The organism is Mesorhizobium sp. AA22 (genome assembly GCF_001672375.2).
In the GTDB taxonomy this organism is placed as follows: Bacteria; Pseudomonadota; Alphaproteobacteria; order Rhizobiales; family Rhizobiaceae; genus Mesorhizobium; species Mesorhizobium wenxiniae.
On the sequence record NZ_CP048406.1, the window covers coordinates 485,860 to 510,822 of the forward strand.

A 24,963-nucleotide genomic window follows, 5' to 3' on the forward strand; every position below is an offset into this window, starting at 1 on the left:
TAGGTTGGGATGTACATTCCAATTGGCGCGCCGGACGAGATTCGAACTCCTGACCCCCAGATTCGTAGTCAAGTGGTCTAGATTACCTTTAGAATCAAACAGTTACGCGCGATCCGAACTTCGGAGATTTCGGGAATCAGAAGGTCTAGCCCGCATCTTGTCCGCGTTCCTTCGCGGCGACCGTCTCTGCTGATGCTCGCCGACTGAAGGTGTCGGCCTTCCGCCCGCAGAGCACGGTCCACTGCAAATGCGCCCATCGGTCTGCTGATCAATTCGAGTGTCGGTTCGGACATCGGCTGCCGGGCCGCTCGAATCCATTGCACGTTGGTATCGGCAATACCTTGGATGGGTTTGTGTAGCCATTGGTGCCTGCTTTAATGGCCTGCGCCCCTGCCCGTCGACTTGGATCTTTCGGGTGAAGAGCAGTGCGACGGCGGCGCATCTACAACCCTGCAAAGGTCTCCAGGAGAGTCGGATCGCGACCTTGCGGCAGCCGGCGCATAGGCCTCAAGCGGCGCTTCCACGACTTTGCACGGCAGATGAACGGGCCGGCCAACATCAGATGGGACGGAGGTTCAACAGATATACCGAAGAAAGCCGGCGAGTCTGTTGTATGTTGGGATGCTCACAATAGCAGTGAAGGAGTCCAACAATGGCTTCCCGTTCGCAACGGCTTCAATTTGCCGGCCATTCCGGCGCGACCTTGGCCGCTCGCCTCGATCTGCCCAACGGACAGTTGCGTGCTTACGCTTTGTTCGCGCATTGCTTCACATGCTCCAAGGACTTGGCGGCAGCGCGTCGTATTGCGGCGGAGCTCGCCCGCGAAGGTGTCGCTGTGCTGCGCTTCGACTTCACCGGCCTGGGATCGAGCGAGGGTGAATTCGCCTCGACGAATTTCACCTCGAATGTCGCCGACCTTCTTTCAGCCGTCGATGCGCTCGGCGCTTGCACGTCGATGACACTGCGCCTTTACGCCGAGCACAAGAAACTGACTCTCGGACGCACCAGCGTCGACGTCTCGCACGCCAAAATCCATGCCAGGGACTGCGAGGAGTGCACCGAGCCGGAACGCGGCAGTGGCGCTAGGATCGACCGTTTCGAGCGCGTCATTTCGGTAGAGGGCGAGGTCTCCGATGAGCTTCGCGCGAAGATTATTGAAATTGCCGCCAAGTGTCCCGTTCACCGAACGCTCGAAACCGTCGCGAAGGTAGCAACTGTCGTGAGACCTGAAGGCCAATCGGGCTGTCCGTCTGCTGTCCTGGGCCCATCCAAATCAGGAGCACCGGCTCACCTTATAGTCTCAGCAAAAGCTGCTTCCGGATCGGGATCAAAGACCCGCAACTTGGATCACTGCCTGAGCAAAGGCTTCAGGCGCCTCCTGGGGCAGGTTGTGACCTATGCCGCCTGAGATGGTGCGGTGCTCGTATTCGCCCGAAAACATTTTGGCATACGCGCCTGGTTCCGGATGCGGCGCGCCGTTAGCATCGCCTTCGAGGGTGATCGTCGGCACGGCGATCACCGGCGCCTTGGCGAGCCGCTGCTCCAACTCGTCATACCGCCGCTCTCCGTCGGCCAGTCCGAGCCGCCAGCGGTAGTTGTGGATAGTGATCGCGACATGATCCGGATTGTCGAACGCCGTCGCACTCCGGTCGAATGTGGCGTCGTCGAAACTCCACTGCGGCGAACCGATCTCCCAGATCAGCCTCGCGAAATCGCGCGTGTATTTCTCGTAGCCGGCGCGGCCACGCTCGGTGGCGAAATAATATTGATACCACCACTGCAACTCGGCTTTCGGCGGCAACGGCATCATACCGAGCTTCTGATTGCCGATGAGATAGCCGCTCACCGAGACCATCGCCTTGCAGCGTTCCGGCCAGAGCGCGGCAACGATGTTCGCGGTTCGCGCTCCCCAGTCGCAGCCGGCAATCGTGGCTTTCTCAATCCCCAACGCATCCATCAGGGCGATAACGTCGGCGCCGAGTGCTGACTGCTGGGCGTTACGCGGAGCGTCCTGCGACAGAAAGCGTGTTGTGCCGTAACCGCGCAGGTAAGGCACTATGACGCGACATCCCCTCTCCGCCAGGAGAGGAGCGACGTCGATGTAGGTGTGGATGTCATATGGCCAGCCGTGCAGCAGGATGACAGGAGGTCCGTCGATTGGTCCCGCTTCGGCGTAGCCTACGTTCAGGACGCCGGCCGCGATGTGCTTCAAGGAGCCGAACGACGTGTTGGTCCCCGGGTTGATGGTCGTCGCCGCTGCGGCATCCGTCGCGCCGGATTGCGCGTTAGCCGACACGGCCATCACCAACGGGGCAGCGGCAATCATGGCCGCACCGCCGAGAAGATGGCGCCGGCGGTGATCGATCCGCTCGAGATAGTAGCTCCTATCCATATCCGAAGCCTTTTTATTGCGGTGTTGCACGATAGCGGCGGCGGGAACGGCCACTAGCCGCTCAGGCCGGAACTTCAACCCGTGTGAATTCAGCGGCGTTGGATTTCACGAACTCGTATACGCTCGTCGGCTTCGTTCCAGTGAGTTTGAACAGGTCATCCGTTATACGATCATACCGGCCCGCTGTGTGCAGTTCGGCCATCACCGCCAGGTGCTCGGCGAGATGCGTTGGCACCCCAAGCTCGCGGAGCTTGTCCATCCATGGCGAGAGCGGCACGTCGCGATAGCGTATCGTACGGCCGAGCGCCGCGGAGAACGCCCGGGCGAAGTGCTCCAGATCCGCGGATTCAAAACTGGTGAGATTGTACACTTGACCGATGTGGTGGGCAGGATCGTCGAGGATCACGGAAACGGCGCGCGCCACATCAACAGCCGAGATCGGCGATGTTCTGCTGCCACCCAGCGGAAGCGCCAGTTCGTCGTGATTTCGCACGCCGGCAGCGGCAAGACGCAGGAAAAAGCTTTCCAGGAAAACCGTTGGCCGCACCGTGACGACCGGCAGCCCGGACCAGGCCAATGCCTGTTCGGCAAGCCAGTGCAGCTTGTGCTGCGGGCTGTCCGTGGTCTCGGTTATGCTCATCTGGGCCACCGTCATCTGCGACATATTCACGAACGCCTCGACGCCGTGATGGCGCGCCACGGCGGCGACATTGACCGTGGCTTCGAGATACGCCGCCGAGACTGACATTCCAAAATAGATGCGCGGGCAACCTTCGATCGCCCGGTGCATCGAGGCAAGATCGGTCAGGTCGCCCTCCACAACCTCGGCCCCGAGCCGGCGCAGTCCCTCAGCGCGTTCATCGTCGCGCCGGACCAAGGCGCGTACCCTGTGCCCCTTGGCACGCAGCATCACGGTGAGGTGTCGACCGATAGCACCGATGTCGCCGGCCGCTCCTGTCACGAGGATCGGGCTGCCGTATGAGAACTGTCTGATCATATGGATTCCCTTACGGTTGTGAGTCGCAGCGGCCCAATTGTGTCGCACGTTTAAGAGTGCCTCGTTACGCCGCAGCGGCGATCCGGTAGCGTGCCGGCAAGACATTGAGGGACAGGCTCGGGATGAGCTTCTGCCGCGCCGCCTCGTAAGCGTGCCAGTCCGCCGCCTCGGGAAGCGATGGGATTGTGACGAGTTCGCCTTGGTCGAGGCCGGCCAGCGCCGCGTCCACCAACTCGTCCGCCTTCATGACCATCTTCTCCGGCAGCTGCTCGACCGAGCCGCCCGCCGCATCCCAGAAATTCGTAGCGGTCGCACCCGGCAATACGGCCTGGATACGCACGTTCTTGTCGGCAAGCTCCTTGTGGAGTGACAGGCTGAGCGCCAGCACGAAGGCTTTCGTCCCGCCATAGACACCGTTCAGGATTTCCGGCGCAATGGCGACGGCCGAGGAGATGCTGATGATCGTGCCGCCGCCGCGCGCCACGAATGCCGGAACCACGGCATAGGTTAGCCGGGTGAGCGCGGTGACGTTGAGCGCGATCATCTCCTCCATGGCGTCGGTGTCCGACTCCAGCAGCGGCGCGACGGCGCCAACGCCGGCGTTGTTGACCAGCATGGTGATGCCGGAATCGGTGGCGAGCAGCGTCTCAATGCGGTTCAGATCGGCTTTGTTGTTGAGGTCGGCCGCGACGACGTTGACGACGCGGCCGGTCGTGCCGGCAATACGCTTCGCCACCTCGGCCGGCTTCTCTTGGCTGCGCGCCACGAGGATCAGGCCATGACCGCGGCGTGCCAACCGATCGGCATAGATCGCGCCAATCCCTGAGGAGGCGCCCGTCACCACTGCAATGCCCTTGAGGCTCGTAGACATTATTCTGCTCCTGTTCGGTTTCGCGGCAGAGGCGCGCGAGTTCACATGCAGCGGACCGGGACCGATTTCCCCGGTCCGCGCCCTCGGGAGGAGAGCGGGCAGCAGGCCGGCCCGCTCGCTGGGATGATGTCTTCCTCTGGGCACAGAGATCGGCTGTCAGAGCAGCTAAATCTATTGCACGATGGTATCGGCGATACTTTTGTCTTGGTGGAACGGCGAGACACCTATTTACCGCCCAAACCGACACCAAGGCACAATAGACGTTTACATCTGCCCGACGCATCCTCAGGCGCGCGCAGATACACGCGAAAGGATGGAAATGGAGATCGATCTCGGCCGCGTCTTCGACACGCTTCCGGCCATGGTGTGGACTGCGCAGCCCGACGGGCATTTCGACTTCGCCAATCGACGCTGGTCCGACTACACCGGTCTCAGCCTCGATGAAGCCCATGGCTGGGAGTGGCAGGCCGCAGTAAATCCAGACGACTTGCCCACGGTACTCGAACGCTGGCGATCGATTCTGGCGACTGGCGAGCCCGGCGACTTGGAAGCGCGCGTACGGGGCTTCGATGGGCAGTACCATTGGTTCCGCGTCCAGTGCAGTCCGATGCGCGGCGACGGCGGACAGATCATCAAATGGTGTGGAGTGGGCACGGACGTCGAGGATTTTCGTCGTGCTGAGGAGACCTTGCGGCGGCGCGAGCTCGATTTTCAGCTGATCGTCGATAGCATACCGATGCCGGTCGCCGTGACCACACCGTCGGGCGAGGTCGAGGGCCTCAATCAGCTCACCCTCGATTACTTCGGCAAAACATTCGAAGAACTGAAAGGCTGGAAGGCCTCTGACGTTGTCCATCCGGATGACCTGGAGCGGACGATCGCTGCTCAGCTGGATGCGCACCGAAAGGGCAGCGCCTACAATGTCGAGAGCCGCCACCGCCGTGCTGACGGCGTCTATCGCTGGCACAACATCCTTGGCCTGCCTTTGCGTGATCCGCAAGGCAACATCCTCCGTTGGTTTCATTTGCTGGTCGATATCGATGATCGCAAGCGGGCTGAGGAGGCGCTTAGCGCAAGCGAAAGTTATGCCCGATCGATCGTGGACAGTATTCCGGGCATGATCGCGGCCTTTACGCCAAATGGTGAGCTCGAATTCGTTAACCGCCAGATCATCGAGTTCTTTGGCAAGCCACTTGAGGAGTTGAAGCGCTGGGCAACCAGCGATATGACACACCCGGAGGACCTACCGCGTGCTGTCGAGTACTTCACGCGATCGATCGCGTCGGGTGAGCCCTTCACGGACGAAGTCCGCGCTCGACGTTTCGATGGCGTCTACCGCTGGTTTCAGTCTCGCGGATTTCCGCTTCGGGACACGAACGGGCGCATCGACCGCTGGTACAACCTGCTCATTGACATTGACGAGCGCAAGCGCGCCGAAGAAGCCCTCGCGGCGCGCGAGCGCAATCTCAACGAGATCATCAACACGATTCCCGTTCTGGCATGGTCTGCCCGTCCGGATGGTTCCACCGAATTCTTCAACCAGCACTATCTTCATTATGTGGGCCTTTCGATCGGCCAAATAAAGGATTGGGTGCCGACAACTGCGCTGTCCGATTACTGGGACCTGACAGCAGCGGTCCATCCAGACGACGTAGACGGACTTACTGCTGCTTGGGAGGCCATTTTAGCATCCGGAAAATCGGGGGAAGCTGAGGCACGCCTTCGCCGTTTCGACGGCATCTATCGATGGTTTCTAGTTCGTGCCAATCCGCTGTGCGACGAATCCGGGAATATCGTCAAATGGTACGGAGTAAGCATCGACATTGACGACCGGAAGCGAGCCGAGCAAGCGCTTCGCCAAAGCGAGCGCAGCCTCAAACTAATCATCGACACCATTCCGGCTCTCGCTTGGTCGGCTCGTCCTGATGGTTCAGCCGAATTCTTCAGCAAGCACTATCTCGACTACGTCGGTCTTTCGGCCGAGCAGGCGCAGGATTGGGGCTGGACCGTCGCGGTTTATTCCGACGATCTGAGCGGGCTGGCGGCCACGTGGCAGGCAATCATGGCTTCCGGAAAGCCAGGAGAGGCCGAAGCGCGACTGCGCCGGTTTGACGGCGATTATAGATGGCTGCTGTTCCGCGCCAATCCATTGCGCGATGCATCCGGGAACATCGTCAAATGGTATGGGGTCAATACTGATATCGATGACCGCAAACGCGCGGAAACCAATCTTGCTCGAGAGAAGCATCTGCTGGAGATGATTGCGTCGGGCAGACCGCTTCGCGGTGTTCTCAGCGCACTTTGCGAGATGGTCGAAGAGGCTGGCCCCGGCTGCTATTGTGATGTTCACCCGATCGATTGGAGCGGCCCAAGCATCGAATACAGCGTGGCGCCCTCGCTTCCTCCCAGTTACACCGACCCGATTGCTGGGCTCTCTCTTAACGGCGACGCTTTGCCCTGCGCGATAGCAGTCCGTCAGAAGGCACAGGTAGTCGCTGAGGACATGGACACGGACCCACGCTGGCGCGACTCCTCTGTTCGAACGCACGTTCTGGAGCACGGACTGAGATCGGTCTGGAGCACGCCGATTTATGCAAAAAATGGACGTATCCTTGGCACGCTTTGCCTCTATCAGCGCCAGCCTGCCAGCCCGTCGCCGCAGCATCAAAGTCTCATCGCTCATGCGACGCACCTCGCGAGCATCGCCATCGAACGTTCGCGGACTGAAGCAGCGCTTCGGCGCAGTGAAACGCTGCTGGCCGAAGGTCAACAGCTCAGTTCGACCGGCAGCTTCTCTTGGCGCGTGGACACGGACGAGATCGCGTTTTCGGAAGAACTCTGTCGTATCTTCGAGTTTGACCCGAATGGCGTTGTAACGCTCCAGCAGTTTCGTGCGCGAGTCCACCCGGACGACATGCCCTCGCTGTCGGCGCAATTGGATCGGGTTCGCGCTGGCCACGGCTATCCGGGTTACGAGATCCGGCTGCGGATGCCGGATGACAGGGTGAAGTACCTGCGCACCTTTGGTCGTGTGGTCCGTCACCAGGATGGCCGACTTGAGTGCCTAGCTGCGGTGCAGGACGTGACGGAGCGCCGGCTCGCGGACGAGGCACTGAGCAAGGCCCGTTCGGAACTCGCACATGTCACCAGGATTACGAGCCTCGGAGCGTTGACGGCGTCGATTGCCCATGAAGTCAACCAGCCGCTGTCGGGCATCATAACCAATGCTGGCACCTGCCTTCGTATGCTTGCCGCCGATCCGCCGAACATGGACGGCGCGCGGGAGACCGCGCGACGCACCATCCGCGACGGCAACCGCGCAGCCGACGTGATCACGCGACTGCGCGCACTCTTCAGCAAGAGAACCCCGTCGATCGAGCCCGTCGATCTCAACGAAGCTGCACGAGAGGTGATCGATCTGTTGTCGAGTGATCTTCAAAGAAGCCGGGTGGTTCTACGCACCGCATTTGCCGACGGTCTTCCGCTTGCAGGCGGAGACCGCGTGCAGCTTCAGCAGGTCATCATGAATCTGCTGCGTAATGCTGCCGATGCAATGGGTGGTGTTGACGATCGCCCAAGGCGGTTGCTTGTGAAGACCGAACCGGACGAGGACAATCATGTACGTCTGACCGTGCAGGACGCCGGCGTTGGTCTCACGTCCGTAGCTGCGGAGCGGCTTTTCGAGGCGTTCTACACGACCAAAAACGACGGTATGGGGATCGGCTTGTCCGTCAGCCGCTCCATCATCGAGAGCCACAACGGCCGATTGTGGGCAGCATCCAATGACGGGCCCGGGGCCACGTTTTCGTTTTCCATCCCCAAGTACTCAGGGGATGAGGCACCCGCGCAAGATATCAGCGCTGCGGGGGCGTCCATCACCAGCAGTGTCCAAGTGTAGCGGGGATTTCATGAATATTGCGCATCCACTCGTATCGGTCGTCGATGACGACGAGTCTGTACGCGAGTCGCTACCCGATTTGATCAAGGAGTTCGGCTTCAGCGTGAGAGCGTTCTCCTCGGCGGAAGAGTTTCTGGCGTCTGATATCGTCGACAAGACCAAATGCCTGATCCTCGACGTCTCCATGCCAGGGATGACAGGCCCCGACCTGCAGCGGGAACTTGAACGTCGGGGCCTTCCGATTCCGATCGTCTTCATCACTGCACATCGGGACGACACCGTGCGGCCGCGTTTGCTCGAGCGAGGCGCGGTGGAGTGCCTGTTCAAGCCGTTCAGCGATGCGGCCCTTCAGAAGGCGCTCAGTTCAGCGCTCAGTGAGCCCTAGCGTCACGCCATTTTGTGGCCATCTCGTGGAGATATAAGCAATGATTACGCATTTGGCGACTGCACTGGGCGACGGAGCGAGATCGGCATCCATGTCGCACGAAATACCTCTCGTATTCGTCGTTGACGACGATGTTTCCGTGCGCGAGTCCCTCGAATTGCTGATCCGCTCCGCTGGGTGGCAGCCGGAGACATTTGAGTCGGCGCGTGGATTCCTGGCTTGTCCCCGTCCGCTGGTTCCGAACTGTCTGATCTTGGACGTCAATCTCCCGGATCTCAGCGGGCTCGATCTGCAGCAGTTCGTCTCCGTCGAGCGGACCGACATGCCGATCATCTTCGTCACGGGCTACGGCGACGTGCCGATGACCGTCAAGGCGATGAAGGCCGGGGCTGTCGAGTTCCTCACGAAGCCGTTCAGTGACGAGGTGCTGCTGATTGCGATCGAGCAGGCGCTCGAGCGCAGCAGGAACGTGCTTGCACTAGACTCTGAGATTCATGCGCTGCGGGATCGTTACGCATCTCTTAGCCGTCGGGAGCGAGAGGTCATGGCGCTGGTGGTCTCCGGTCTGCTGAACAAGCAGGTCGGCTTCGAGCTCGGTATCAGCGAGATCACAGTGAAGGCACATCGAGGCCAGGTGATGCGAAAGATGAGTGCTCGCTCTCTCCCGGACTTAGTCAACATGGCGGCAAGGCTCGGCATCGCCCACTAAGCTCGGAACGCGGCGAGGTCTAATTCATCCCCTGGCCGGCACTCCAGCGAACAGCAGCTCTGGGATTACGCGGTTCGGCAACGAAGCATTGTTCCCGGCTGACCAATCCAAAAGTATCGACCATGCCACTGGCTTGCGGCACGCGAGCCGCCGAGACTGATGCCAAAGTATTGACGACACCATCGTGCAATAGATTTGCCTCCACATTTGATTGAACCTGCTCATAGCATCCGACTATGGAGATGTTCTCGGTGGTAAGGAAATCGCGTCATGAAACACTTGTCTCTCATAGTGCCGATTCTATCAGGGTTTCGTGAATTCGTCGCGCCCCGCTACCGGCCGGAGCTGCACTACATGCGCGGCCCCGGCCCAGCCTACGCGCGCAGCAAGGTTATGGTCGACGCGCCGAGACCGCGCGGCGACCGGTGATGACGACGCAGGTTCGGCAAAGTGGGGCGCCGGCGGAGTGTCCCGTTTAATGTCTTCAAGAGTCGATTTCTACAGCTCGCAGGCGGCCTTTGCCGATCACTGGAGCGAACTGCTGCCAGTACAGGAGTTCTGATATGAAACCAAAGCACGCACTCGACTGCAAACCTGATCCGCTCTGCCGCTGCCATGCCAGTGATCCGCTCTGCCGCTGCCGTACCAAATGCGTCGTCGACAGCGACAGCAAGCCCGCGCGCAACAAGGGCTTCGCAGGCATGACGCTGCCGGCCTTGGGCATCGCCTTTGTGGTCGGCGCTTGCGGACTCCTCATGGCGCCAAATGCGCGGGCGCATGACGCGTTGCTAACCACCGCGCAGCCACACGGATGGACTTATCCCTTCGCCTGTTGCTCGGGCTACGATTGCCGTGAAGTCGCAGAAAACGCCATCAGAGAGCGGCCGGAAGGCTACGTCATCGAGGGTACCGGGGAGGTGATTGCCTACACGGACAGCCGCATCAAGAACAGCCCGGATGGCGTTTTTCATTGGTGTTCGGTGGCCGGAGCAAATGACGGGCACACCGTCTGCCTATTTGCACCGCAGCGAGGTTTCTAGTTCTCACAGTGGTTCGCTCCTAGCCACGTTGCTACTTTTGGATCGCTACGACCATGAAATCTGCACACGCCAGCCCGATCCTCGTCCCGCAAACCATGCGTCTGGCATTCGCAGACGACACTACGGTTGAGGCATTCAGTTTGCTGGCTAGCCTGACCGAGATTGAGACTCTCCTCAATAATACTTGGGAGCCGAATATTCGTTTCGATCTACAGATCAGTCCGGCTAATCCGGTTGTGACATGCAGTCGTCTTGGCCTTCAAAGCGCTATCATGAACCTGCTGTTCAATGCCCGCGACGCAATGCCGAACGGCGGCGTGATCTCATTCGTCGCTGCTCTTATCTATGAAGGGCAGGTCGCGAGGGATGTTGAGCTACGTGTAACAGACAACGGGTTCGGCATGACCAAGGATACGTTGCTCCGTGCCACCGATCCTTTTTTCACCACAAAGACGACCGGATTAGGTGGCCTTGGCCTGCCAGTGGTGATGAGCTTTGTTCATGGGGCAGGAGGACGCCTTTACATCGAAAGCGAACCAGGCGTCGGCACGATTGTGACCTTTCGATTGCCCATTTCCGAGTTGGATGCTCAGCACCAGCCGGCTTCGCCGCAGCTGCCGAAACCAATCAGCGCTTCAAATTGCCATTGCTTGTTCGGTATTTGGCCGGGGCATCCGGCCATACGTATCTCCCCGCGATGAATAGCAATATGCTGCTCGGATATGGTCCTTCTTTACCACGTTGTGGCTGATAAAGGACCGCGCTGCACGACTTGACAAGGGTGGCTATTGGCTCCGGGAAGGACGCCGAACGCTGGCTCTACCCCGATCTAATTACCGCCATTGAGTTGGCGTCGCGGATGACTCCGAACCGACCAGTTGAAAAATCTGAGTAGTCGGCGACCAGTTATTAGTCGTGCGCGATACGGGAATCGAACCCGTACGAGGCTTTCGCCACACCCGATTGGAAACACTCTATCATGAGTGCTTTGGCATCGGATCCGTCTGCCATGTTGCGGCAATCGCGCGGTCCAAACCCTAACCGAAATCTGCCGCTGCAGCAACATGGGTCACACCAACGTATAGGTCCCAAAATTATTGATCCCGAAGGGTGACAAGCAGAGGGATCGAATGTGAAAATCATTCTAAGCATACCGTAAGTCTTTGGCTTTTCGCGCGCTCGGCGAACTCGCGCAAGCCGATGCAAAAGTATTGAGGATACCATCGTCCAATAGATTTGCCTGCTCGCTTGACCAATTCTGTTCATCGCATCCGACTAAGCGGATGAAAGAAGCGCACAGGAAGTCGCGTCAGGAACTCCTTCAGCTCGACGGTCAGTGGCTTCGCCTTCGCCGCTGTCAGCCTGCGAGAGTTTCCGGAGATGTTCTTCCGGCCACTCCGATGGAGAGAGGACATGATCGAACAACAGCCTCTGACATCCCGGTGTCGCAGCATAGACGAGAACACTGTTGCGCTATCGGGCACCGATCCGCGAGTACTGCTTGCCTCGATCGTCCACGATTTCAATAATTTCCTCACCCCGATCGTCACTATCATGGAGGAAATGCAAGCTCAGCAGCTGGGCACGCCGGGGCAACTCAGACGAATCGACGCAGCTGTATTCTGCGCATTCCGCGCCCAAGCTCTAGCACGGCAGCTGCTCGATATTACGACCTCTCGAGAACTCCGGCCTACGGCGGTGGATATTGGCCGGCTACTGCAGTCTCTGGAGCACGTGCTGCGGAGTGTGCTGCCTGGCGGAATCCCCATTCGGTTCGACATCGCCGATGATCTTCCGTCCGCCTTCATCGACCGGCAACTCATGGAACGGGCATTGCTCAATCTGATACTAAACGCCCGCGATGCGATGCCGGACGCCGGCGAGGTCGTTGTCGCCGCTGCCATCGATCAGCAGCCCGGTAGCCATGCTGACACGCGCGAACCGATGATCCGCCTGTCGGTCGTCGACACCGGTGTCGGAATGGACCGCGCGACGATACGAAGGGCCGGAGCACTTAACTTTTCGACGAAAAGTAACGGAACCGGCCTCGGCCTCGCGATGGTGCGCCACCTGATGGAAACTCAAGGCGGTGAGCTGTCAATTACAAGCACGCCACACCAAGGTACAGCGATCGACTTATGGCTGCCGGTAGTGGCAGGCTCACGTTGACGATCAAGCGTGTCAAGGAGTGACGCGAGCTCAAAGGCTGGGTGCCACGAGTTTTCGTCGACAAAAAATGAAGGCCGGAATCCTGGTCGTGGAACTTTAGATGCAACGCCGTGGAACTCTGTTCAAACCGCTGCAACTGCCTTGCGGCTTGACCCTGAAAAATCGGATCGCGAAATCGGCGATGTCGGATTCCCTAGGCGACGGAACCGGCCATCCAACAGCCGGACAGATCAGGCTGTATCAGCGCTGGGCCACAGGTGGGCTGGCCGTTTCGATAATCGGCGAGGTCCAACTCACCGCCGGTTACGCCGAGAACCCCGGCAATCTGGTCCTCAACGATGCCTCCGGCCTTCACCGGTTCAGGGAACTTGCGCGACATGGCGGCGAAAACTGCACTGAGTTCTGGCTGCAGCTCGGTCACGGCGGAGCGCTTGCGTACGCGCCGACCAGCAACCCTAGGGGACCGAGTGCCCTCGATCTGCCGGGTCTGCGCTGCGCGGAAATGCCAATGGGCGAAATTCGTCAACTGCCCTCGGAGTTTGCGAGGACAGCCCGGCTGGCACAACAGGCCGGTTTTGGCGGTGTGCAAATTCACGCGGCGCACGGATATTTGCTCAGCCAGTTCCTTTCGCCACTGTTCAACAAACGGAGCGATGAATACGGAGGGGCGATCGTCAATCGCATGCGCCCTCTGCTGGAGGCTATCGAAGCAACGCGCGCAGCTGTCGGACCGGATTTCCCGATCGCCGTGAAACTCAATTCCTCAGACCAGCTCGAGGGCGGGTTCGATAGGGAAGACGCGCTCCAGGTGATGGCGGCGCTGGACCGGTCTTCGGTCGACCTGATCGATATCAGCGGCGGGACTTACTTCCCCGGAGCAAAGTCCGCCTCCGACGGAACGGTGCGCGGACCCTACTTCCTCGAGTTTGCAAAGCGCGCCCGCACGGTAACGACCAAGCCCCTTATGCTGACAGGCGGTTTCAAGACGCGCGCGCAAGCCGAGGACGCTGTGGCAAGCGGTGCGGTCGATCTTGTCGGTCTTGCGCGCGCTCTCGTCCTCGAGCCTTCACTTCCCAACCTCTGGAAAGCAGATCGGAAACCTGAACCGATCTTTCCCAGGTTCTCCGATGCCCCGGAGCGCGGGATCACCGTGTGGTACACCATGCGGCTGACCGAGATCGGCGCTGACAAAGAAACGCCGATTTTCGGCGACCTCAGGCAGGCAATCCGAGACTATGAAGCGCGCAACAAATCCCGAACAAAAGTCTGGTTGCGGCACTTTCCAGTGAGGTCGCGGGACAAGACCTAAATGGTGATCCGCACTATGTCACCAGTGCGCGTATTCCCAACTTACACGGTCGATTGGTCAGCCTTGGAGGCCATGTCGAAGCGGTCATCGTCTATTGATCGTTTATGAGTACACTCCCCAATCCCACCAACCCAGGATGTGTGGATATTGTCCGCCCGGACTCGGCGAAGCTAGGGACGACCATTGGTGAGCATTGAAGTCACTTCGTACGTCGCGACCTGGTCGCATATCAGCGTAACGTCCACCTAACTACGCTACCGCATCGTACCTATCACGGTCGGAATGAGCTCTGAGACCGTTGGATGGATCGGCACAGCCCACTGCAGTTCCCGATATGGCGTGCCGGCGTTGATGGCATCGAGTATGCCATGAATGGCCTCGTCACCACCCGGCCCGAGGATCGCAGCACCGAGGATCTTGCCCGTCTCGGCATCGGCGACGACCTTCATGAATCCGAGCGTCTCGCCTTTCTCGACGGCGCGCCCGACGCGCGTCATCGGCCGCGTGCCGACGAGAAGGGCGAGACCTGCCTTCCGCGCTTCCGCCTCGCTCATGCCGGCGCGTCCCAGCGGCGGATCGATGTAGAGCGCATAGCCCGGCACGCGGTCGCTGACCTTGCGGCCTTCGCCGTCGAGCAGATTGGCGACTACGATCTCGAAATCGTTGTAAGCCGTGTGGGTGAAAGCGCCGCGGCCGTTGCACTCGCCGAGCGCGAAGACACCTTCGACACTGGTCGCGAGATGGTCGTCGACATTGATGAAGCCGCGAGCGTCCCGCGCGATTCCTGCCTCATCGAGGCCGAGGTCATCGGTATTGGGACGGCGCCCAACAGCGAGCAGCACCTGGCTTCCGACCACATCGCGGGACTCGCGCGCGCAGTGAAGGCCGACCCGGATTTCATCGCCATGTGGCTCGAAGCGGATGCATTCGGCGTCCAACCTGATCGTGATACCTTCGCGCTCAAGAATATCCTTGATCGAGGCGGAGATATCCTCGTCCTCGCGCGAGACCAGGCGAGAGCCCTTTTCAACCACCGTCACTTCGGCGCCGAAACGGCGGAAGATCTGCGCGAATTCCAGGCCGACATAGCTGCCGCCCACGACGACAAGATGGCGCGGCACCTGATCCAACGCAACCATGTCGGTGTTGTCGAGGACCTTGACCAAGTCGATGCCGGGTATATCCGGCCTCGCCGCCCGGCCGCCGACATTGATGAAGATCCTCGGCGCCGAGAGCGTTTTGCCGGCGGCCACGACCGTGTGTGGGCCGATTAACCGGGCATGGCCGCGGATGACAGTGCAGTTCTCCATACCGGTCAGCCAGTTGTCCAGGCCCGAACGGGCATCGAGCGTTATTTTGGCCGCGCGCGCATGGACCTTCTTCATGTCGACTGCGATCGCGTCCCTGATCGAGACGCCGTAGTCGCCCGCACGCCGGGCGAGATATGCGGCATAAGCGCTGGCGACCATCGCCTTCGTGGGCATGCAGCCGGTGTTGACGCAAGTTCCGCCGAAGAACTTGCGCTCGATGAGCGCGACCTTCATGCCAGCCGCTGTCAAGCGACCAGCGAGGGAGGGTCCCGCTTGCCCGGCTCCTATGATGATGGCGTCGAAACTATCGTTCATGACACGCCTCCTACGACCTGCGCAGCGCCATGATCGCATTCGCGATCTCGAACAGTGCCGCGGGCAGGCTGCGGTCTAAACCGCCGGCGAGCCTTGCGCGCCGCGCCGTCCAGCGTGCCAATGAGGGCGCCGACCGGGCCGCCGATCAGTCCGGCGACGTAGCGGGTCGGCATTAAATCGAAATTGGAAGATCCGGTCATAGCGGTCTCCTGACTAGCGCTTGAGGGCGCCGGCAAGCGGCCGGACCTCCGCTTGTACGTCGGTCGCGCCGTAGCGTTCAGTCTTGATTCTGCCCGGATCTATTCCGGCCGCGATCGTTCCCTCGGCCGCTGTCTCGACGAACGGATGTGAACCGCAGATCATAACCTGGCGCACCGGCATCTTCATGGCCCCGACGATGCCAGCGATGAATTCGGTATCAATACGGCCAGCCCGGAATGGATGCGTTCCGGCCTCACGTGTCAGTGCCACCATCAGGCTGAAGCCGTCGCCTGAAGCCGCCAATTTCGAAAGCTCGTCAAAGAACAGTAGATCCTCGCGTAACCGGGCCGAGAACATCAAAACTACTGGTACCTGCGATACAATTGCTGCTCGGTGACGCAGCATCGACATGAACGGTGCCACGCCCGAGCCGCCACCAATGAAAAGCACCGGGCCGCCGTCCTCAGGGCTCCAGTTGAAGTGTCCACCGATAGGGCCGCCTATCTCAATTTCATCTTCCACCTGCGCGACGTTATGCATGAAGGGTGAGACCTCGCCGTCATCAAACCTTTCAATCGCGAGTTCGAGCTCTTCTGCTCTGCCAGACCCTGGGGCGGAGGCGATCGAGTAGCTGCGTTGGGCGCGATAACCGTCTGGTGCCGTCAGCCGCAGCAAAACGTGCTGACCGGGCCGGAACGAAAAGGGCTCCGGGAGACGAAAGAAGAAGCTTTTCACGCGCGGCGACAGCGTCTCGATGCGCGTAATGATCGCGTTCTGCCAGTTCATGGGCGTGTCAATCGTTCGTGTAGCGCTGTTCCCGCCACGGATCCCCGTAGCGGTGGTAGCCGCGCAGTTCCCAGAATCCTAGCTCGTCCTTCTGTGTGAACTGCAGCCCCTTGATCCACTTGGCCGACTTCCAGAAATAGAGATGCGGCACGAGCAGCCGCGACGGCCCGCCATGGTCGGGCGGGATCGGCTTGCCTTCGTAGCGCAGCGCAACCATAGCCTTGCCGACGACGAGGTCGGCGGTCGGCACGTTGGTGGTGTAGCCGTCATAGGAATGGGCGAGCGTGAAGCCGGTGGGCGGCTCGATGCCGGCGTCGCCGAGGATGTCGTCCACCAGCACGCCCTCCCACGCCGTGTCGAACTTCGACCATGTCGTCACGCAATGGATGTCGCGCGTCATCCTGGTCTGCGGCAGCGCGTTGAATTCGGCCCAGTTCCAGCTCTTCACCGGCCTGATGCCGTCCTTCAGCGTGAACGACCAGTCCTCCGTTTTGATGCGTGGCGTCGGCCCGGCCGTGAGCACGGGGAAATCCGCGACGACATGCTGACCCGGCGGAAGACGCATCGACTGACTCGAATCATTGGACCTTCGAAAAAAACCGCGGGTGATCACAATCCTAACTCCTTCTTAGAGTGGTTTTAGGCTCGCCGCTTCAAGGCCGCGGTGTCGATGGGCAGTCTTCTCAGGCGCTTGCCAGTGGCGGCGAAAATCGCGTTGACAACCGCGGGGGCGATGCACGACGTCCCGGCCTCGCCAATTCCGCCCGGCAACTCCTGGCTCTGGACGATATGCACTTCGACATTCGGCGCCTCGTTCATGCGCAGGATCTGGTAGTCGTCGAAATTTGTCTGTTCGACACGGCCGTTCTTGACAGTGATATTGCCGTATAGCGCTGCGGTGATGCCGAACATGACCCCGCCCTGGATCTGTGCCTCGACGGTGTCGGGATTGACAACGATGCCGCAATCGACCGCGCAAACGACGCGCCGGACGCGAACCGTGCTGTCCTTCGCTACTTCGATCTCGGCAACCTGCGCCATGTAGGTGGCGAACGCGTTCTGTACCGAGACGCCCCTACCAACCCCTGGCGGCAGCTTCTCTCCCCAGCCTGCCTTTTGCGCGGCAAGCTCGAGCACGGCCTTGGCTCGTGGCGTGTTGCCGAGTAATGCGAGCCGGTAGGCGACCGGATCCTGGTTCGTGGCCGCCGCCAGCTCGTCTATAAAGCTCTCGGTTGCGAACACATTGCGCGACGGCCCGACACCGCGCCAGAACGCGGTCGGAATGCCCGGCGGCTCCACCTGCACGTATTCGACGTGCAGGTTCGGAAGGTTATAGACCAGGTCGATGGCGCCTTCGGTCGTGTCGGGATCGAGGCCACTATTGAATGCGGCCGGCAGCGACCTCGCGAGCACCGACGAGCCGGCATAGCGGTTGTGCCAGGCGATCGGCATTCCTTTCGCGTCCAGGCCTGCGGACAGGCGGTGGAGGAACATGGGGCGATACATGTCGTGCTGGATGTCTTCTTCGCGCGTCCACACGACCTTGACGGGACCGTCGACGTGATTGGCAATCTGGACAGCGCGAACGATCCCATCCCACTCGAGCCTGCGGCCGAAACCGCCACCGATCAGATGATTGTGCACGACGACCTTGTCTAACGGCAGGCCGGAAGCTTCCGCCGCGGCCTTGTGGGCCTCCGCGAGGGACTGGGTACCGACCCAGATTTTGCAGCCGTCCTTGCGCACATGGACGGTGCAGTTCATCGGCTCCATCGTCGCATGGGCGAGGAACGGAAGCTGATAGGTCGCCTCAACCTTGGTGATGGCGCTCGCTACCGCCCGGTCGACGTCGCCGATATGCTCCGCAACGGCTCCCGACTTGAGCGTCGCCTGCTCGAGCTCGGCCGCGATCGCGTCGGTCGTGAGCTCGGCATGCGGCCCGTCATCCCATTCGATCACCAGTGCCTCGAGCCCCTTCTTCGCCGCGCCCATATGATCCGCCACAACGGCGATGGCATCGTCGAGCTGCACGATCTGGCGGACGCCGGTGACAGCCTTGGCTGCGACATCGTCCACGCGCTTGACCCGGCCGCCGAACACAGGCGACTGTGCCAGGGTCGCAATCTTCACGCCGAACGGGCGAACGTCGATGCCGAACACTGCGGTTCCGTTCACCTTCGCGGGCGTGTCGAGACGCTTGGCAGGCGCGCCGATGAGTTTGAAGTCCTGCGGTCGCTTGAGCGTCACGCTTTCGGGGACAGGCATGCGGGCGGCGTCGGCGGCAAGTTCGCCATATTTGATGCTTCTCCGTGTCGGCGTGTGAAACACTTCACCGCTTTGCGCGCGGCAGGACGCCGGATCGACATTCCAGCGCCTTGCCGCCGCCCACACGAGCATGGTTCTCGCGATCGCACCGGCTTGGCGCAGCGGCTGCCATGACCCACGAATAGCGTTCGAGTTGCCCGTTCTTTGCACGCCGAGCAGCGGATTGGCGTAGAGCTTTTCATTGGGCGGGGCATGTTCCAGCCGGACCTGGTGGAGGTCTACCTCCAGCTCTTCGGCGATCAACATGGGTATCGAGGTGTAAGTGCCCTGGCCCATTTCGACGTAAGGCATGGTCAGGATGATCTGACCATCGCTTTGGATGCGAACGAAGGCGTTGGGCGCGAAGACATCGTCGGCAGCCGCTCCGGCTTGGCTACTTGCGAAGGGTAGGCTGAGGCTCAACACTAAACCTCCGCCCGCGGCTGCACCAGCCCGGAGAAAGCTGCGCCGCGAGAGAGTGTTCACCGGTCGCGGTTCATCTCGACCGGAAGCTCGGGAGGCCTGTTGATCGATTGTCACTGTTGCCCCCTCTCAGCCCGCCGCAGCCTGCTTAATAGCCTCGCGGATGCGGGCGTAGGTTCCGCAACGGCAAATGTTGCCTGACATTGCGTCATCGATATCGGCATCGGTCGGATTGGCGTTGGTGGCGAGGAGTTCCGCAGCAGACATGATCTGGCCCGACTGGCAGTAGCCGCACTGAACCACTTCCCGATCGAGCCAAGCCTTCTGGATCCTTGCACCCACCGCCGTCTTGCCGATTGCCTCGATCGTCGTAATCTCGGAGGTGCCGACGCTGTCGATGGGCGTGACGCAGGATCGGGTGGCTACCCCGTCGACATGCACCGTGCAGGCACCGCAGAGCGCCATGCCGCAGCCGAATTTCGTGCCGATCATGCCAAGCACGTCGCGCAGCACCCACAACAGAGGCGTGTCGCCGTCGACAACCACTCTATGCGTCTGACCGTTGACTTTAATGGTGAAGGTCATGGCGTCCTCTCCTGCCCGTCGCGATTGGCCGTGTGATCCACGGGGTGCTGCGCATCTCTGAATTGTCGAGGCGAGGCCGAGCTGGTTGCGGGGCCGCACGGTACGGATCTCGTCTGGTCAGGCGCACAAGATCGACTGACTGCGGCACCAAATCTATTGCACGATGGTGTCGGCGACACTTTGGTATTGTTCGAGCGACAAGCACCTCCCTGAGTACTCATCGCGGCAGAACGGCCGAAGTCACAGTGAACGTTTCTCTTCAATACCAAAGTATTGGCGACACCATCGCACTATCGATTCAGCCCGACTCCTCCGGCATGCTGGATTGCATCCGGACGGACTGAATACAGATCGTTCAGACGAGAAATTACTTTTAGTGGCAAACAAAAGTTGCGGCCTTCAGGTCGGCGAAGGCTTCCGCGAACTGCCCGGCTCGTTGGCGCAAAGGAGCATGAGATGATCCCCAGCAGCATCGTTCGTGAGAACAACGCAAATCAGGCGCATCCGTCGATGATGGCCTGGCGGGTGCATGAGTTTGGGGGCCCGGATGTTATGAGGTTCGAGCAAATCCCTCGGCCCAATCCTGGCCCTGGCGAGGTCCTCATTAAAGTTGAAGCTGCTGGGGTCGGTCCATGGGACGGCTGGATCAGGGCCGGAAAGAGCGTTTTGCCGCAACCGCTTCCCCTTACTTTGGGCTCGGATCTGTCTGGTGAAATCGTCGCCGTGGGGTCTGGGGCTTCTGACCTGCGTGCAGGAGAGCAGGCATATGGTGTTACGAATCCCCGGTTTAACGGAGCCTATGCTGAGTACGCTGTGGCTTCCGCAGCAATGGTCTCGAGGAAGCCAAGCTCGCTAACCCACATTGAGGCTGCCTCTGTTCCTGTCATTGCGATGACGGCTTGGCAGGGATTGTTTGATCAAGCCCAACTCAAAGCGGGCCAAACAGTGCTCATTCATGGGGCGGCGGGAAGCGTTGGAGCTTACGCGGTTCAGTTGGCCCGTCGCGCGGGTCTGCGAACTTTCGCGACTGCGGCAATGGAGGATGTACCCTACGTGCACGAGCTCGGCGCCAGCACAGTGATCGACTTCCAGACGCAGCGCTTTGAGAAAGCGGTTCGCGACGCAGACGCGGTCATTGATCTAGTCGGTGGCGAAACACAGGAGCGTTCGTTTCAGGTTCTCCGTCGAGGCGGCAAGCTGATTTCGGCGGTGTCCCATCCTGATCAGAACCTCGCTCGGAGCCATGGTGTCGAAGCAGCCTTCTTTCTGGTCAAGGTCACAAGCCAACATCTGGCGGAGATCGCAGGCCTGATCGACGGTGGAAATCTCAAAACTCACGTCGGTGCGGTCCTACCCCTCGCGGATGCGCACGAGGCCCACCTAATGCTCGAGGGCGTACGGCCTCGGCCGAAGGGAAAAATCGTACTCACCGTTGGGACAAACTAAGCGATCAAACCGGGAGCAGGCCATACAGTCTGTTTGAGATGCTGGATCATTTGACGATGGCCCGCGCCGAGGAACGCGTAAGCGCGTCGACGTGATATGAGCTGGGTGTCTCTATCGCTTGGAGGTAGTAAGCTTGATCAACTTCGACTGGACGGTCCTGATCCCACTTCTCTCCGGCCTGATCGGCGCGTTGGTAGGTGGCGGCATCGGCTACTTTGCCCAAATCCGGACTCTCGAGGCAGATCTCGCTGTGCGACGAAAGTCTTTGGCTCAAGCGCTGGCTGCCGAAATCGAGGCGTTCCAGAGGATCGTCAACAGACGGGACATGCCCGCCCGGTGCCAAGCGGCGGCCGACGCCGCAAGGGCGGGGAACGAAAACGCCGTTCGGGAGTGGCTAAACGAACAGGACGGGAGAATGGAAATCCTGTCGATCTACCACGCGAATTTGGGCAATATCGGCCTTCTTGGTCCTGTTTGTGTCGAGCTAGTGACTTTTGTCGGTCTAGTCCAGGCCATCTTGACCACGATCAGGGGAGCCCACGAGGGGATTTACGACAAACTGGATGGTGGGCAGGTTGCCGATCTATTTGAAAGTGAACTGGAGTTGTGGCGTCTATCAGAGAAACTGGCCGCGAAGGTAATTGCCGATTTGAGAGCTATCACCTGACCGAGCGGGTGCAAGACCTAAGGCTTCTCGATCGGCCGTAGACCTATGATCCAAGTCCTCAGCCGGCCTTGAACAATGAAACTTACCGACCGTGAATGGGCTGTCATCAAGCCGATGCTAAAGACAAGCCGCACGGCGTGCTGCGGGGTGACCGACCGTCATGTCTTTCTTCAACGGCATCTTCTGGGTCTTCCGACGGCGCTCCATGGACCGTGCTACACCCGCTTGTTCGCTGGGGTCGATCGGTGTTTGGAATCGCAGCATAGACGCGCTCGCCGCTGGCGCATGATGCGCCTCTCGCGCCGGCTGCTGCTGTGCCGCCGACCATGCGCGAGATTTCCGAGGGCATTCTACCCCCCGCTCGCGAAGGGTGCGGCGGGCTGATGAACCCGCACAATCGAGCATTACCTGGACAGCCTCCCTGCCGCTCCTACATCTCGAGTGAAGAAAGTCGCCGAAGGAATCAGCGACTTTCTAAATCTGTTTGTTTGAGCATCGGATTGTCCGACCGCTTCGCACTTTTTCGGTCCGATGCTCACTCGTTCTCCTGCGTGTGCGCCTCCAGGAACCACAACAGCTTGTCGAGCGAGCGTGAGTAGGCGGTGAAGATGTCCGCGGTGCCGGCGTCGCCCGTCTCGTCGCTATCGTCGATCGCGGAGCGCGCCAGCTTCGCCGCTTGCGCATAGCGTTCGATGAGTGCCGCCAGGTGGTCCTTCGTCTTGGAAATGTCGGTCGGGTATGGCTTCAACGGCGTCGCCTTCGCAATCACTTGCGACGTGCCTTCCGCCATGCCGCCGAGCTGCACCGCGCGCTCCGCGATCGTGTCGACGTGGCCGTCGACCTCCGTGCGGAACTCGTCGAGCATCTCGTGGACAGCGATGAACTGCGGACCTTTGACGTTCCAGTGGGCCTGCTTGGTGAGCAGGACGAGGTCGATCGCGTCGGCGAGCCGGGCGTTCAGAAGTGCGATCGATGCCCTCCTGGCATTGGAGTCCAGATCGTTCCTGGTGGCGATGGCGTCCATCTGCGGTTCCTCATAATTTGTGGCTGGGCTGGGCGTGCAAATCGATCACGCGGTGGCCTCTGCTTTACAACGGCAGCGGCTTGCCGGCCTGCTCCGCCACCATGTACTCGGCATACCAATCCGGCCAGTTCTCGTCCCGCTGGTCGCCGTTCCGCTTCTCGTGCTCGCCGTGAGCGGCCGATGCGCGCCGCATCGCGTTCGCCAGATCAGAGGCGGAGGCGAAACTCGTCGTGTTCGAGTCGATGCGGCCCGCGAAGCGGGTGGTTATCTCCTGCAACAGCCAAGTGTTGCCGTCCGGATCCTTGAACGTGGCGTAGGTGTGGTAGCTGCGCCGCTCGGGGTCCGGGCCGGGCATCGGCGGATGCCCGGGGCCTGCGACGTGGAAGATTTCGCTCACATCGACGCCGCGGCTCACGAGCTCGTCGCGCGCCGCCTTGATATCGGAGACGATGAGAAAAAGCCCGCTCGCGGAACCTGGCGCGGCCGGTGTGACTCCCTTGCCGAAGTGAATCGAGGCGGGGGAGCCCGGAGGTGTGAACTGCACGCCCCGGAAGGCATCTCCGACGACGAAGTCGCCGTCGAGCCTCCATCCCAGATTGCTGTAAAAGCGCTTGGCGCGTTCGACGTCCGCGACAGGAATGGCGGTCACCTCGAACTTCAGGTCGACGGGTCGCGTGTTCTCGATTGCAGCTTCGCTGCGCTCTTGAGTCATGGTGGTCATGTTGATCTCCTTGGGCTTAAGAATGCTTGATAGGATCGTTCACTTACTTTGCACCGAAAGCGGCTTTCCTTTTTCGACGATGTATGTGGCAAGCTCCGCCGCGTTGACGTTGCCGACGTTCCTCGCAGAGTGAATCTTTCCCGCAGGGATGAACAAGACCTGGCCCGCCTTAAGCGTCACTGGCGCCTCGCCCTCAAGCTGATACTGAAGCAAGCCTTCGATGACGTAGACGATCTCTTCGCCCGGATGGCTGTGGTTGGGCGCAAGCACGCCGGGCGCGAGGTCGACGCGCACCTGGACGACCTCCCGTCCCGGGATCCCGAGATCGTGTCGTTGCAGATCGGTGCGACTGGTTCCAAGCTGTTCCGCTTTAGCCAAGCTTCCGACTATCAGCGCCGCTGCCGCCACTAATATTAGAGCCGTTTTCATGCGAACCTCCTTGTGGTTTCACGTGATGGGCGCCGGTGGAATTGATCAGGCGGCAACTGCCATTGGCGTCGCGCGAAAACTGATCGCCACTCGGTTGTAGGCGTTCATCAGGCTGATCGCGATCGTCAGGTCGGCCAGCTGCTTTTCGCCGAAGGCCGCGGCCGCAGCCGAGTAAGCGTCGTCCGGCACACCCCGGTCGCCGAGGCGTGTCACGACCTCTGCCCACGCCAGCGCCGCCTTTTCCTGCTCGTCGAAGATTTGGCCGGCCTCCGGCCACACAGCGACGAGGACAAGATGCTCGACAGGCAATCCGCCCTTGAGGAGGTCGCTGGAGTGCGAGTCGATGCAATAGGCGCATCCGTTGATCTGCGAAACGCGCAGGAATACGAGATCGATCAGCCGCGAGGGGAGCCCCGACTGGCGAACGTGTGCGTGGACGGCGCCGAGCGCCTTCATCCCGGCTGGCGAGGCCGCGTAGTAGTTCATCCTCTGCGACATGGCTTTCGTGTCCTTCCATCCGGCTCATTCACTGAGATCGGGGATCACCAGTTGCTCGTCGGGCCCATCCACGACGAGCACGGCAAGCAGGCGCGCCGGCTCGGTGTCACTCGCATTCTCGCTCACCCGGTGATGCGAGCCGGGGTTCTCGAACCATGCCTCGCCGGCCCGGTAGACGCGGGCCGGCTCGTCACCGACCCGGCTCCGGATCGCGCCCGAGACGACATAGGCGTAGATGAATGCCGAGCTGGGGTGATGGTGCGCGGCCGAGCTCACCCCAGGCTCGTAGTCGACGACGTGCGCGACCAGGCGTTTCCCTGGCAGATGCGGAATTGGCTCGTCCGCCGCGACCGTCACGGTTTCCCCGGGAGCTGTGTCATGTGCTTGGGCCACGTCCAGCGCCCAACCGCTTTCGATGAACAATGGCGCAACGACGGCTGCGATCCATCGAGTCGCTTTCATCTGGGTATCCTCTCATTCGTCA

24 protein-coding genes, 1 tRNA gene and 1 pseudogene are annotated in these 24,963 nt (G+C 60.6%); 11 read left to right on the forward strand and 15 right to left on the reverse strand.

Features of this window, described 5'->3' with window-relative positions; genetic code table 11:
• Nucleotides 1-652: 652 nt before the first annotated feature.
• Nucleotides 653-1,225: pseudogene (locus A9K68_RS02270) on the forward strand (OsmC family protein); the annotation flags it as partial.
• A gap of 102 nt (nt 1,226-1,327) precedes the next feature.
• On the opposite strand, the gene A9K68_RS02275 reads toward A9K68_RS02270, so the two are convergent.
• The 3 genes from A9K68_RS02275 to A9K68_RS02285 form a co-directional block, all read right to left on the reverse strand.
• Nucleotides 1,328-2,392 carry an alpha/beta hydrolase gene (locus tag A9K68_RS02275; protein WP_065011687.1) on the reverse strand — a complete coding sequence of 355 codons (1,065 nt, stop codon included), beginning with the start codon at nt 2,390-2,392 and terminating at the stop codon, nt 1,328-1,330.
• 61 nt (nt 2,393-2,453) lie between these two features.
• On the reverse strand, nt 2,454-3,353 hold the full coding sequence (locus A9K68_RS02280) for an NmrA family NAD(P)-binding protein (RefSeq protein WP_246811280.1): 900 nt from the start codon (nt 3,351-3,353) through the stop codon (nt 2,454-2,456).
• A gap of 100 nt (nt 3,354-3,453) precedes the next feature.
• A complete protein-coding gene (locus tag A9K68_RS02285; protein ID WP_065011579.1) occupies nt 3,454-4,260 on the reverse strand; it encodes an SDR family oxidoreductase in 807 nt (268 codons plus the stop codon).
• A gap of 319 nt (nt 4,261-4,579) precedes the next feature.
• Here A9K68_RS02285 and A9K68_RS02290 point away from each other — a divergent pair, with 319 nt between their 5' ends.
• The 6 genes from A9K68_RS02290 (at nt 4,580) to A9K68_RS02310 (ending at nt 10,993) form a co-directional block, all read left to right on the forward strand.
• Nucleotides 4,580-8,158, forward strand: a complete 3,579-nt coding sequence (locus A9K68_RS02290) for a PAS domain-containing protein (protein ID WP_163602981.1) — start codon at nt 4,580-4,582, stop codon at nt 8,156-8,158.
• 10 nt (nt 8,159-8,168) lie between these two features.
• Entirely contained in the window at nt 8,169-8,543 is a 375-nt protein-coding gene (locus A9K68_RS02295) for a response regulator (RefSeq protein ID WP_065011580.1), read from the forward strand.
• Nucleotides 8,544-8,634: 91 nt separating this feature from the next.
• Entirely contained in the window at nt 8,635-9,252 is a 618-nt protein-coding gene (locus tag A9K68_RS02300) for a response regulator (RefSeq protein ID WP_065011689.1), read from the forward strand.
• A gap of 270 nt (nt 9,253-9,522) precedes the next feature.
• A complete protein-coding gene (locus tag A9K68_RS31205) occupies nt 9,523-9,681 on the forward strand; it encodes a hypothetical protein (protein ID WP_203546879.1) in 159 nt (52 codons plus the stop codon).
• A 134-nt stretch (nt 9,682-9,815) separates the two neighbouring features.
• Nucleotides 9,816-10,292: a hypothetical protein gene (locus A9K68_RS32420; protein ID WP_348640701.1), complete on the forward strand. Its 477-nt coding sequence runs from the start codon at nt 9,816-9,818 to the stop codon at nt 10,290-10,292.
• A 53-nt stretch (nt 10,293-10,345) separates the two neighbouring features.
• Nucleotides 10,346-10,993, forward strand: coding sequence for an ATP-binding protein (locus tag A9K68_RS02310; protein WP_065011581.1), 648 nt, complete (start codon nt 10,346-10,348; stop codon nt 10,991-10,993).
• Nucleotides 10,994-11,208: 215 nt separating this feature from the next.
• On the opposite strand, the gene A9K68_RS02315 is transcribed toward A9K68_RS02310, so the two are convergent.
• Nucleotides 11,209-11,319, reverse strand: a tRNA-OTHER gene (locus tag A9K68_RS02315).
• A gap of 386 nt (nt 11,320-11,705) precedes the next feature.
• On the opposite strand from A9K68_RS02315, the gene A9K68_RS02320 reads away from it, so the two are divergent.
• Both A9K68_RS02320 and A9K68_RS02325 read left to right on the forward strand, forming a co-directional pair.
• Nucleotides 11,706-12,461, forward strand: a complete 756-nt coding sequence (locus A9K68_RS02320) for an ATP-binding protein (protein WP_246811281.1) — start codon at nt 11,706-11,708, stop codon at nt 12,459-12,461.
• A gap of 100 nt (nt 12,462-12,561) precedes the next feature.
• Entirely contained in the window at nt 12,562-13,770 is a 1,209-nt protein-coding gene (locus A9K68_RS02325) for an NADH:flavin oxidoreductase/NADH oxidase family protein (RefSeq protein WP_065011583.1), read from the forward strand.
• A gap of 254 nt (nt 13,771-14,024) precedes the next feature.
• On the opposite strand, the gene A9K68_RS02330 is transcribed toward A9K68_RS02325, so the two are convergent.
• The 6 genes from A9K68_RS02330 to A9K68_RS02355 all read right to left on the reverse strand — a co-directional run bounded on the left by A9K68_RS02330 (nt 14,025) and on the right by A9K68_RS02355 (nt 19,694).
• Nucleotides 14,025-15,395 (reverse strand): FAD-containing oxidoreductase, encoded by a 1,371-nt coding sequence (locus tag A9K68_RS02330; RefSeq protein ID WP_065011584.1) that lies wholly within the window; start codon nt 15,393-15,395, stop codon nt 14,025-14,027.
• Nucleotides 15,392-15,595, reverse strand: coding sequence for a hypothetical protein (locus A9K68_RS02335; protein WP_065011585.1), 204 nt, complete (start codon nt 15,593-15,595; stop codon nt 15,392-15,394). Before A9K68_RS02335 ends, A9K68_RS02330 begins: the two co-directional genes overlap by 4 nt.
• Nucleotides 15,596-15,608: 13 nt before the next feature.
• Nucleotides 15,609-16,382 (reverse strand): FAD-binding oxidoreductase, encoded by a 774-nt coding sequence (locus A9K68_RS02340; RefSeq protein ID WP_065011586.1) that lies wholly within the window; start codon nt 16,380-16,382, stop codon nt 15,609-15,611.
• 7 nt (nt 16,383-16,389) lie between these two features.
• A complete protein-coding gene (locus A9K68_RS02345) occupies nt 16,390-16,995 on the reverse strand; it encodes a sulfite oxidase-like oxidoreductase (protein WP_065011587.1) in 606 nt (201 codons plus the stop codon).
• A 26-nt stretch (nt 16,996-17,021) separates the two neighbouring features.
• Entirely contained in the window at nt 17,022-19,112 is a 2,091-nt protein-coding gene (locus A9K68_RS02350; protein WP_348640702.1) for a xanthine dehydrogenase family protein molybdopterin-binding subunit, read from the reverse strand.
• Nucleotides 19,113-19,238: 126 nt separating this feature from the next.
• On the reverse strand, nt 19,239-19,694 hold the full coding sequence (locus A9K68_RS02355) for a (2Fe-2S)-binding protein (RefSeq protein ID WP_065011588.1): 456 nt from the start codon (nt 19,692-19,694) through the stop codon (nt 19,239-19,241).
• A 456-nt stretch (nt 19,695-20,150) separates the two neighbouring features.
• On the opposite strand from A9K68_RS02355, the gene A9K68_RS02360 reads away from it, so the two are divergent.
• Nucleotides 20,151-21,140, forward strand: coding sequence for an NADP-dependent oxidoreductase (locus A9K68_RS02360; protein ID WP_245485608.1), 990 nt, complete (start codon nt 20,151-20,153; stop codon nt 21,138-21,140).
• A 133-nt stretch (nt 21,141-21,273) separates the two neighbouring features.
• Entirely contained in the window at nt 21,274-21,807 is a 534-nt protein-coding gene (locus tag A9K68_RS02365) for a hypothetical protein (RefSeq protein ID WP_065011589.1), read from the forward strand.
• 535 nt (nt 21,808-22,342) lie between these two features.
• On the opposite strand, the gene dps is transcribed toward A9K68_RS02365, so the two are convergent.
• The 5 genes from dps to A9K68_RS02390 form a co-directional block, all read right to left on the reverse strand.
• Complete coding sequence (gene dps / locus A9K68_RS02370; RefSeq protein WP_065011590.1) at nt 22,343-22,831, reverse strand: DNA starvation/stationary phase protection protein Dps; 489 nt, start codon at nt 22,829-22,831, stop codon at nt 22,343-22,345.
• Between the two features lie 64 nt (nt 22,832-22,895).
• Complete coding sequence (locus tag A9K68_RS02375) at nt 22,896-23,552, reverse strand: VOC family protein (protein ID WP_065011591.1); 657 nt, start codon at nt 23,550-23,552, stop codon at nt 22,896-22,898.
• Between the two features lie 39 nt (nt 23,553-23,591).
• Nucleotides 23,592-23,981, reverse strand: a complete 390-nt coding sequence (locus A9K68_RS02380) for a cupin domain-containing protein (RefSeq protein ID WP_065011592.1) — start codon at nt 23,979-23,981, stop codon at nt 23,592-23,594.
• A gap of 45 nt (nt 23,982-24,026) precedes the next feature.
• Nucleotides 24,027-24,479, reverse strand: coding sequence for a carboxymuconolactone decarboxylase family protein (locus A9K68_RS02385; protein ID WP_065011593.1), 453 nt, complete (start codon nt 24,477-24,479; stop codon nt 24,027-24,029).
• A 24-nt stretch (nt 24,480-24,503) separates the two neighbouring features.
• Complete coding sequence (locus tag A9K68_RS02390; protein ID WP_065011594.1) at nt 24,504-24,941, reverse strand: cupin domain-containing protein; 438 nt, start codon at nt 24,939-24,941, stop codon at nt 24,504-24,506.
• Nucleotides 24,942-24,963: the final 22 nt, after the last annotated feature.

Bases quoted from the DNA above. Each gene is read 5' to 3' on its own strand.
- A9K68_RS02275 (WP_065011687.1), bottom strand. From the start codon at position 2,392: ATGGATAGGAGCTACTATCTCGAGCGGATCGATCACCGCCGGCGCCAT.
- A9K68_RS02285 (WP_065011579.1), bottom strand. From the start codon at position 4,260: ATGTCTACGAGCCTCAAGGGCATTGCAGTGGTGACGGGCGCCTCCTCA.
- A9K68_RS02290 (WP_163602981.1), top strand. From the start codon at position 4,580: ATGGAGATCGATCTCGGCCGCGTCTTCGACACGCTTCCGGCCATGGTG.
- A9K68_RS02295 (WP_065011580.1), top strand. From the start codon at position 8,169: ATGAATATTGCGCATCCACTCGTATCGGTCGTCGATGACGACGAGTCT.
- A9K68_RS02300 (WP_065011689.1), top strand. From the start codon at position 8,635: ATGTCGCACGAAATACCTCTCGTATTCGTCGTTGACGACGATGTTTCC.
- A9K68_RS31205 (WP_203546879.1), top strand. From the start codon at position 9,523: ATGAAACACTTGTCTCTCATAGTGCCGATTCTATCAGGGTTTCGTGAA.
- A9K68_RS32420 (WP_348640701.1), top strand. From the start codon at position 9,816: ATGAAACCAAAGCACGCACTCGACTGCAAACCTGATCCGCTCTGCCGC.
- A9K68_RS02310 (WP_065011581.1), top strand. From the start codon at position 10,346: ATGAAATCTGCACACGCCAGCCCGATCCTCGTCCCGCAAACCATGCGT.
- A9K68_RS02320 (WP_246811281.1), top strand. From the start codon at position 11,706: ATGATCGAACAACAGCCTCTGACATCCCGGTGTCGCAGCATAGACGAG.
- A9K68_RS02325 (WP_065011583.1), top strand. From the start codon at position 12,562: ATGCAACGCCGTGGAACTCTGTTCAAACCGCTGCAACTGCCTTGCGGC.
- A9K68_RS02330 (WP_065011584.1), bottom strand. From the start codon at position 15,395: ATGAACGATAGTTTCGACGCCATCATCATAGGAGCCGGGCAAGCGGGA.
- A9K68_RS02335 (WP_065011585.1), bottom strand. From the start codon at position 15,595: ATGACCGGATCTTCCAATTTCGATTTAATGCCGACCCGCTACGTCGCC.
- A9K68_RS02340 (WP_065011586.1), bottom strand. From the start codon at position 16,382: ATGAACTGGCAGAACGCGATCATTACGCGCATCGAGACGCTGTCGCCG.
- A9K68_RS02355 (WP_065011588.1), bottom strand. From the start codon at position 19,694: ATGACCTTCACCATTAAAGTCAACGGTCAGACGCATAGAGTGGTTGTC.
- A9K68_RS02360 (WP_245485608.1), top strand. From the start codon at position 20,151: ATGATCCCCAGCAGCATCGTTCGTGAGAACAACGCAAATCAGGCGCAT.
- dps (WP_065011590.1), bottom strand. From the start codon at position 22,831: ATGGACGCCATCGCCACCAGGAACGATCTGGACTCCAATGCCAGGAGG.
- A9K68_RS02375 (WP_065011591.1), bottom strand. From the start codon at position 23,552: ATGACCACCATGACTCAAGAGCGCAGCGAAGCTGCAATCGAGAACACG.
- A9K68_RS02380 (WP_065011592.1), bottom strand. From the start codon at position 23,981: ATGAAAACGGCTCTAATATTAGTGGCGGCAGCGGCGCTGATAGTCGGA.
- A9K68_RS02385 (WP_065011593.1), bottom strand. From the start codon at position 24,479: ATGTCGCAGAGGATGAACTACTACGCGGCCTCGCCAGCCGGGATGAAG.
- A9K68_RS02390 (WP_065011594.1), bottom strand. From the start codon at position 24,941: ATGAAAGCGACTCGATGGATCGCAGCCGTCGTTGCGCCATTGTTCATC.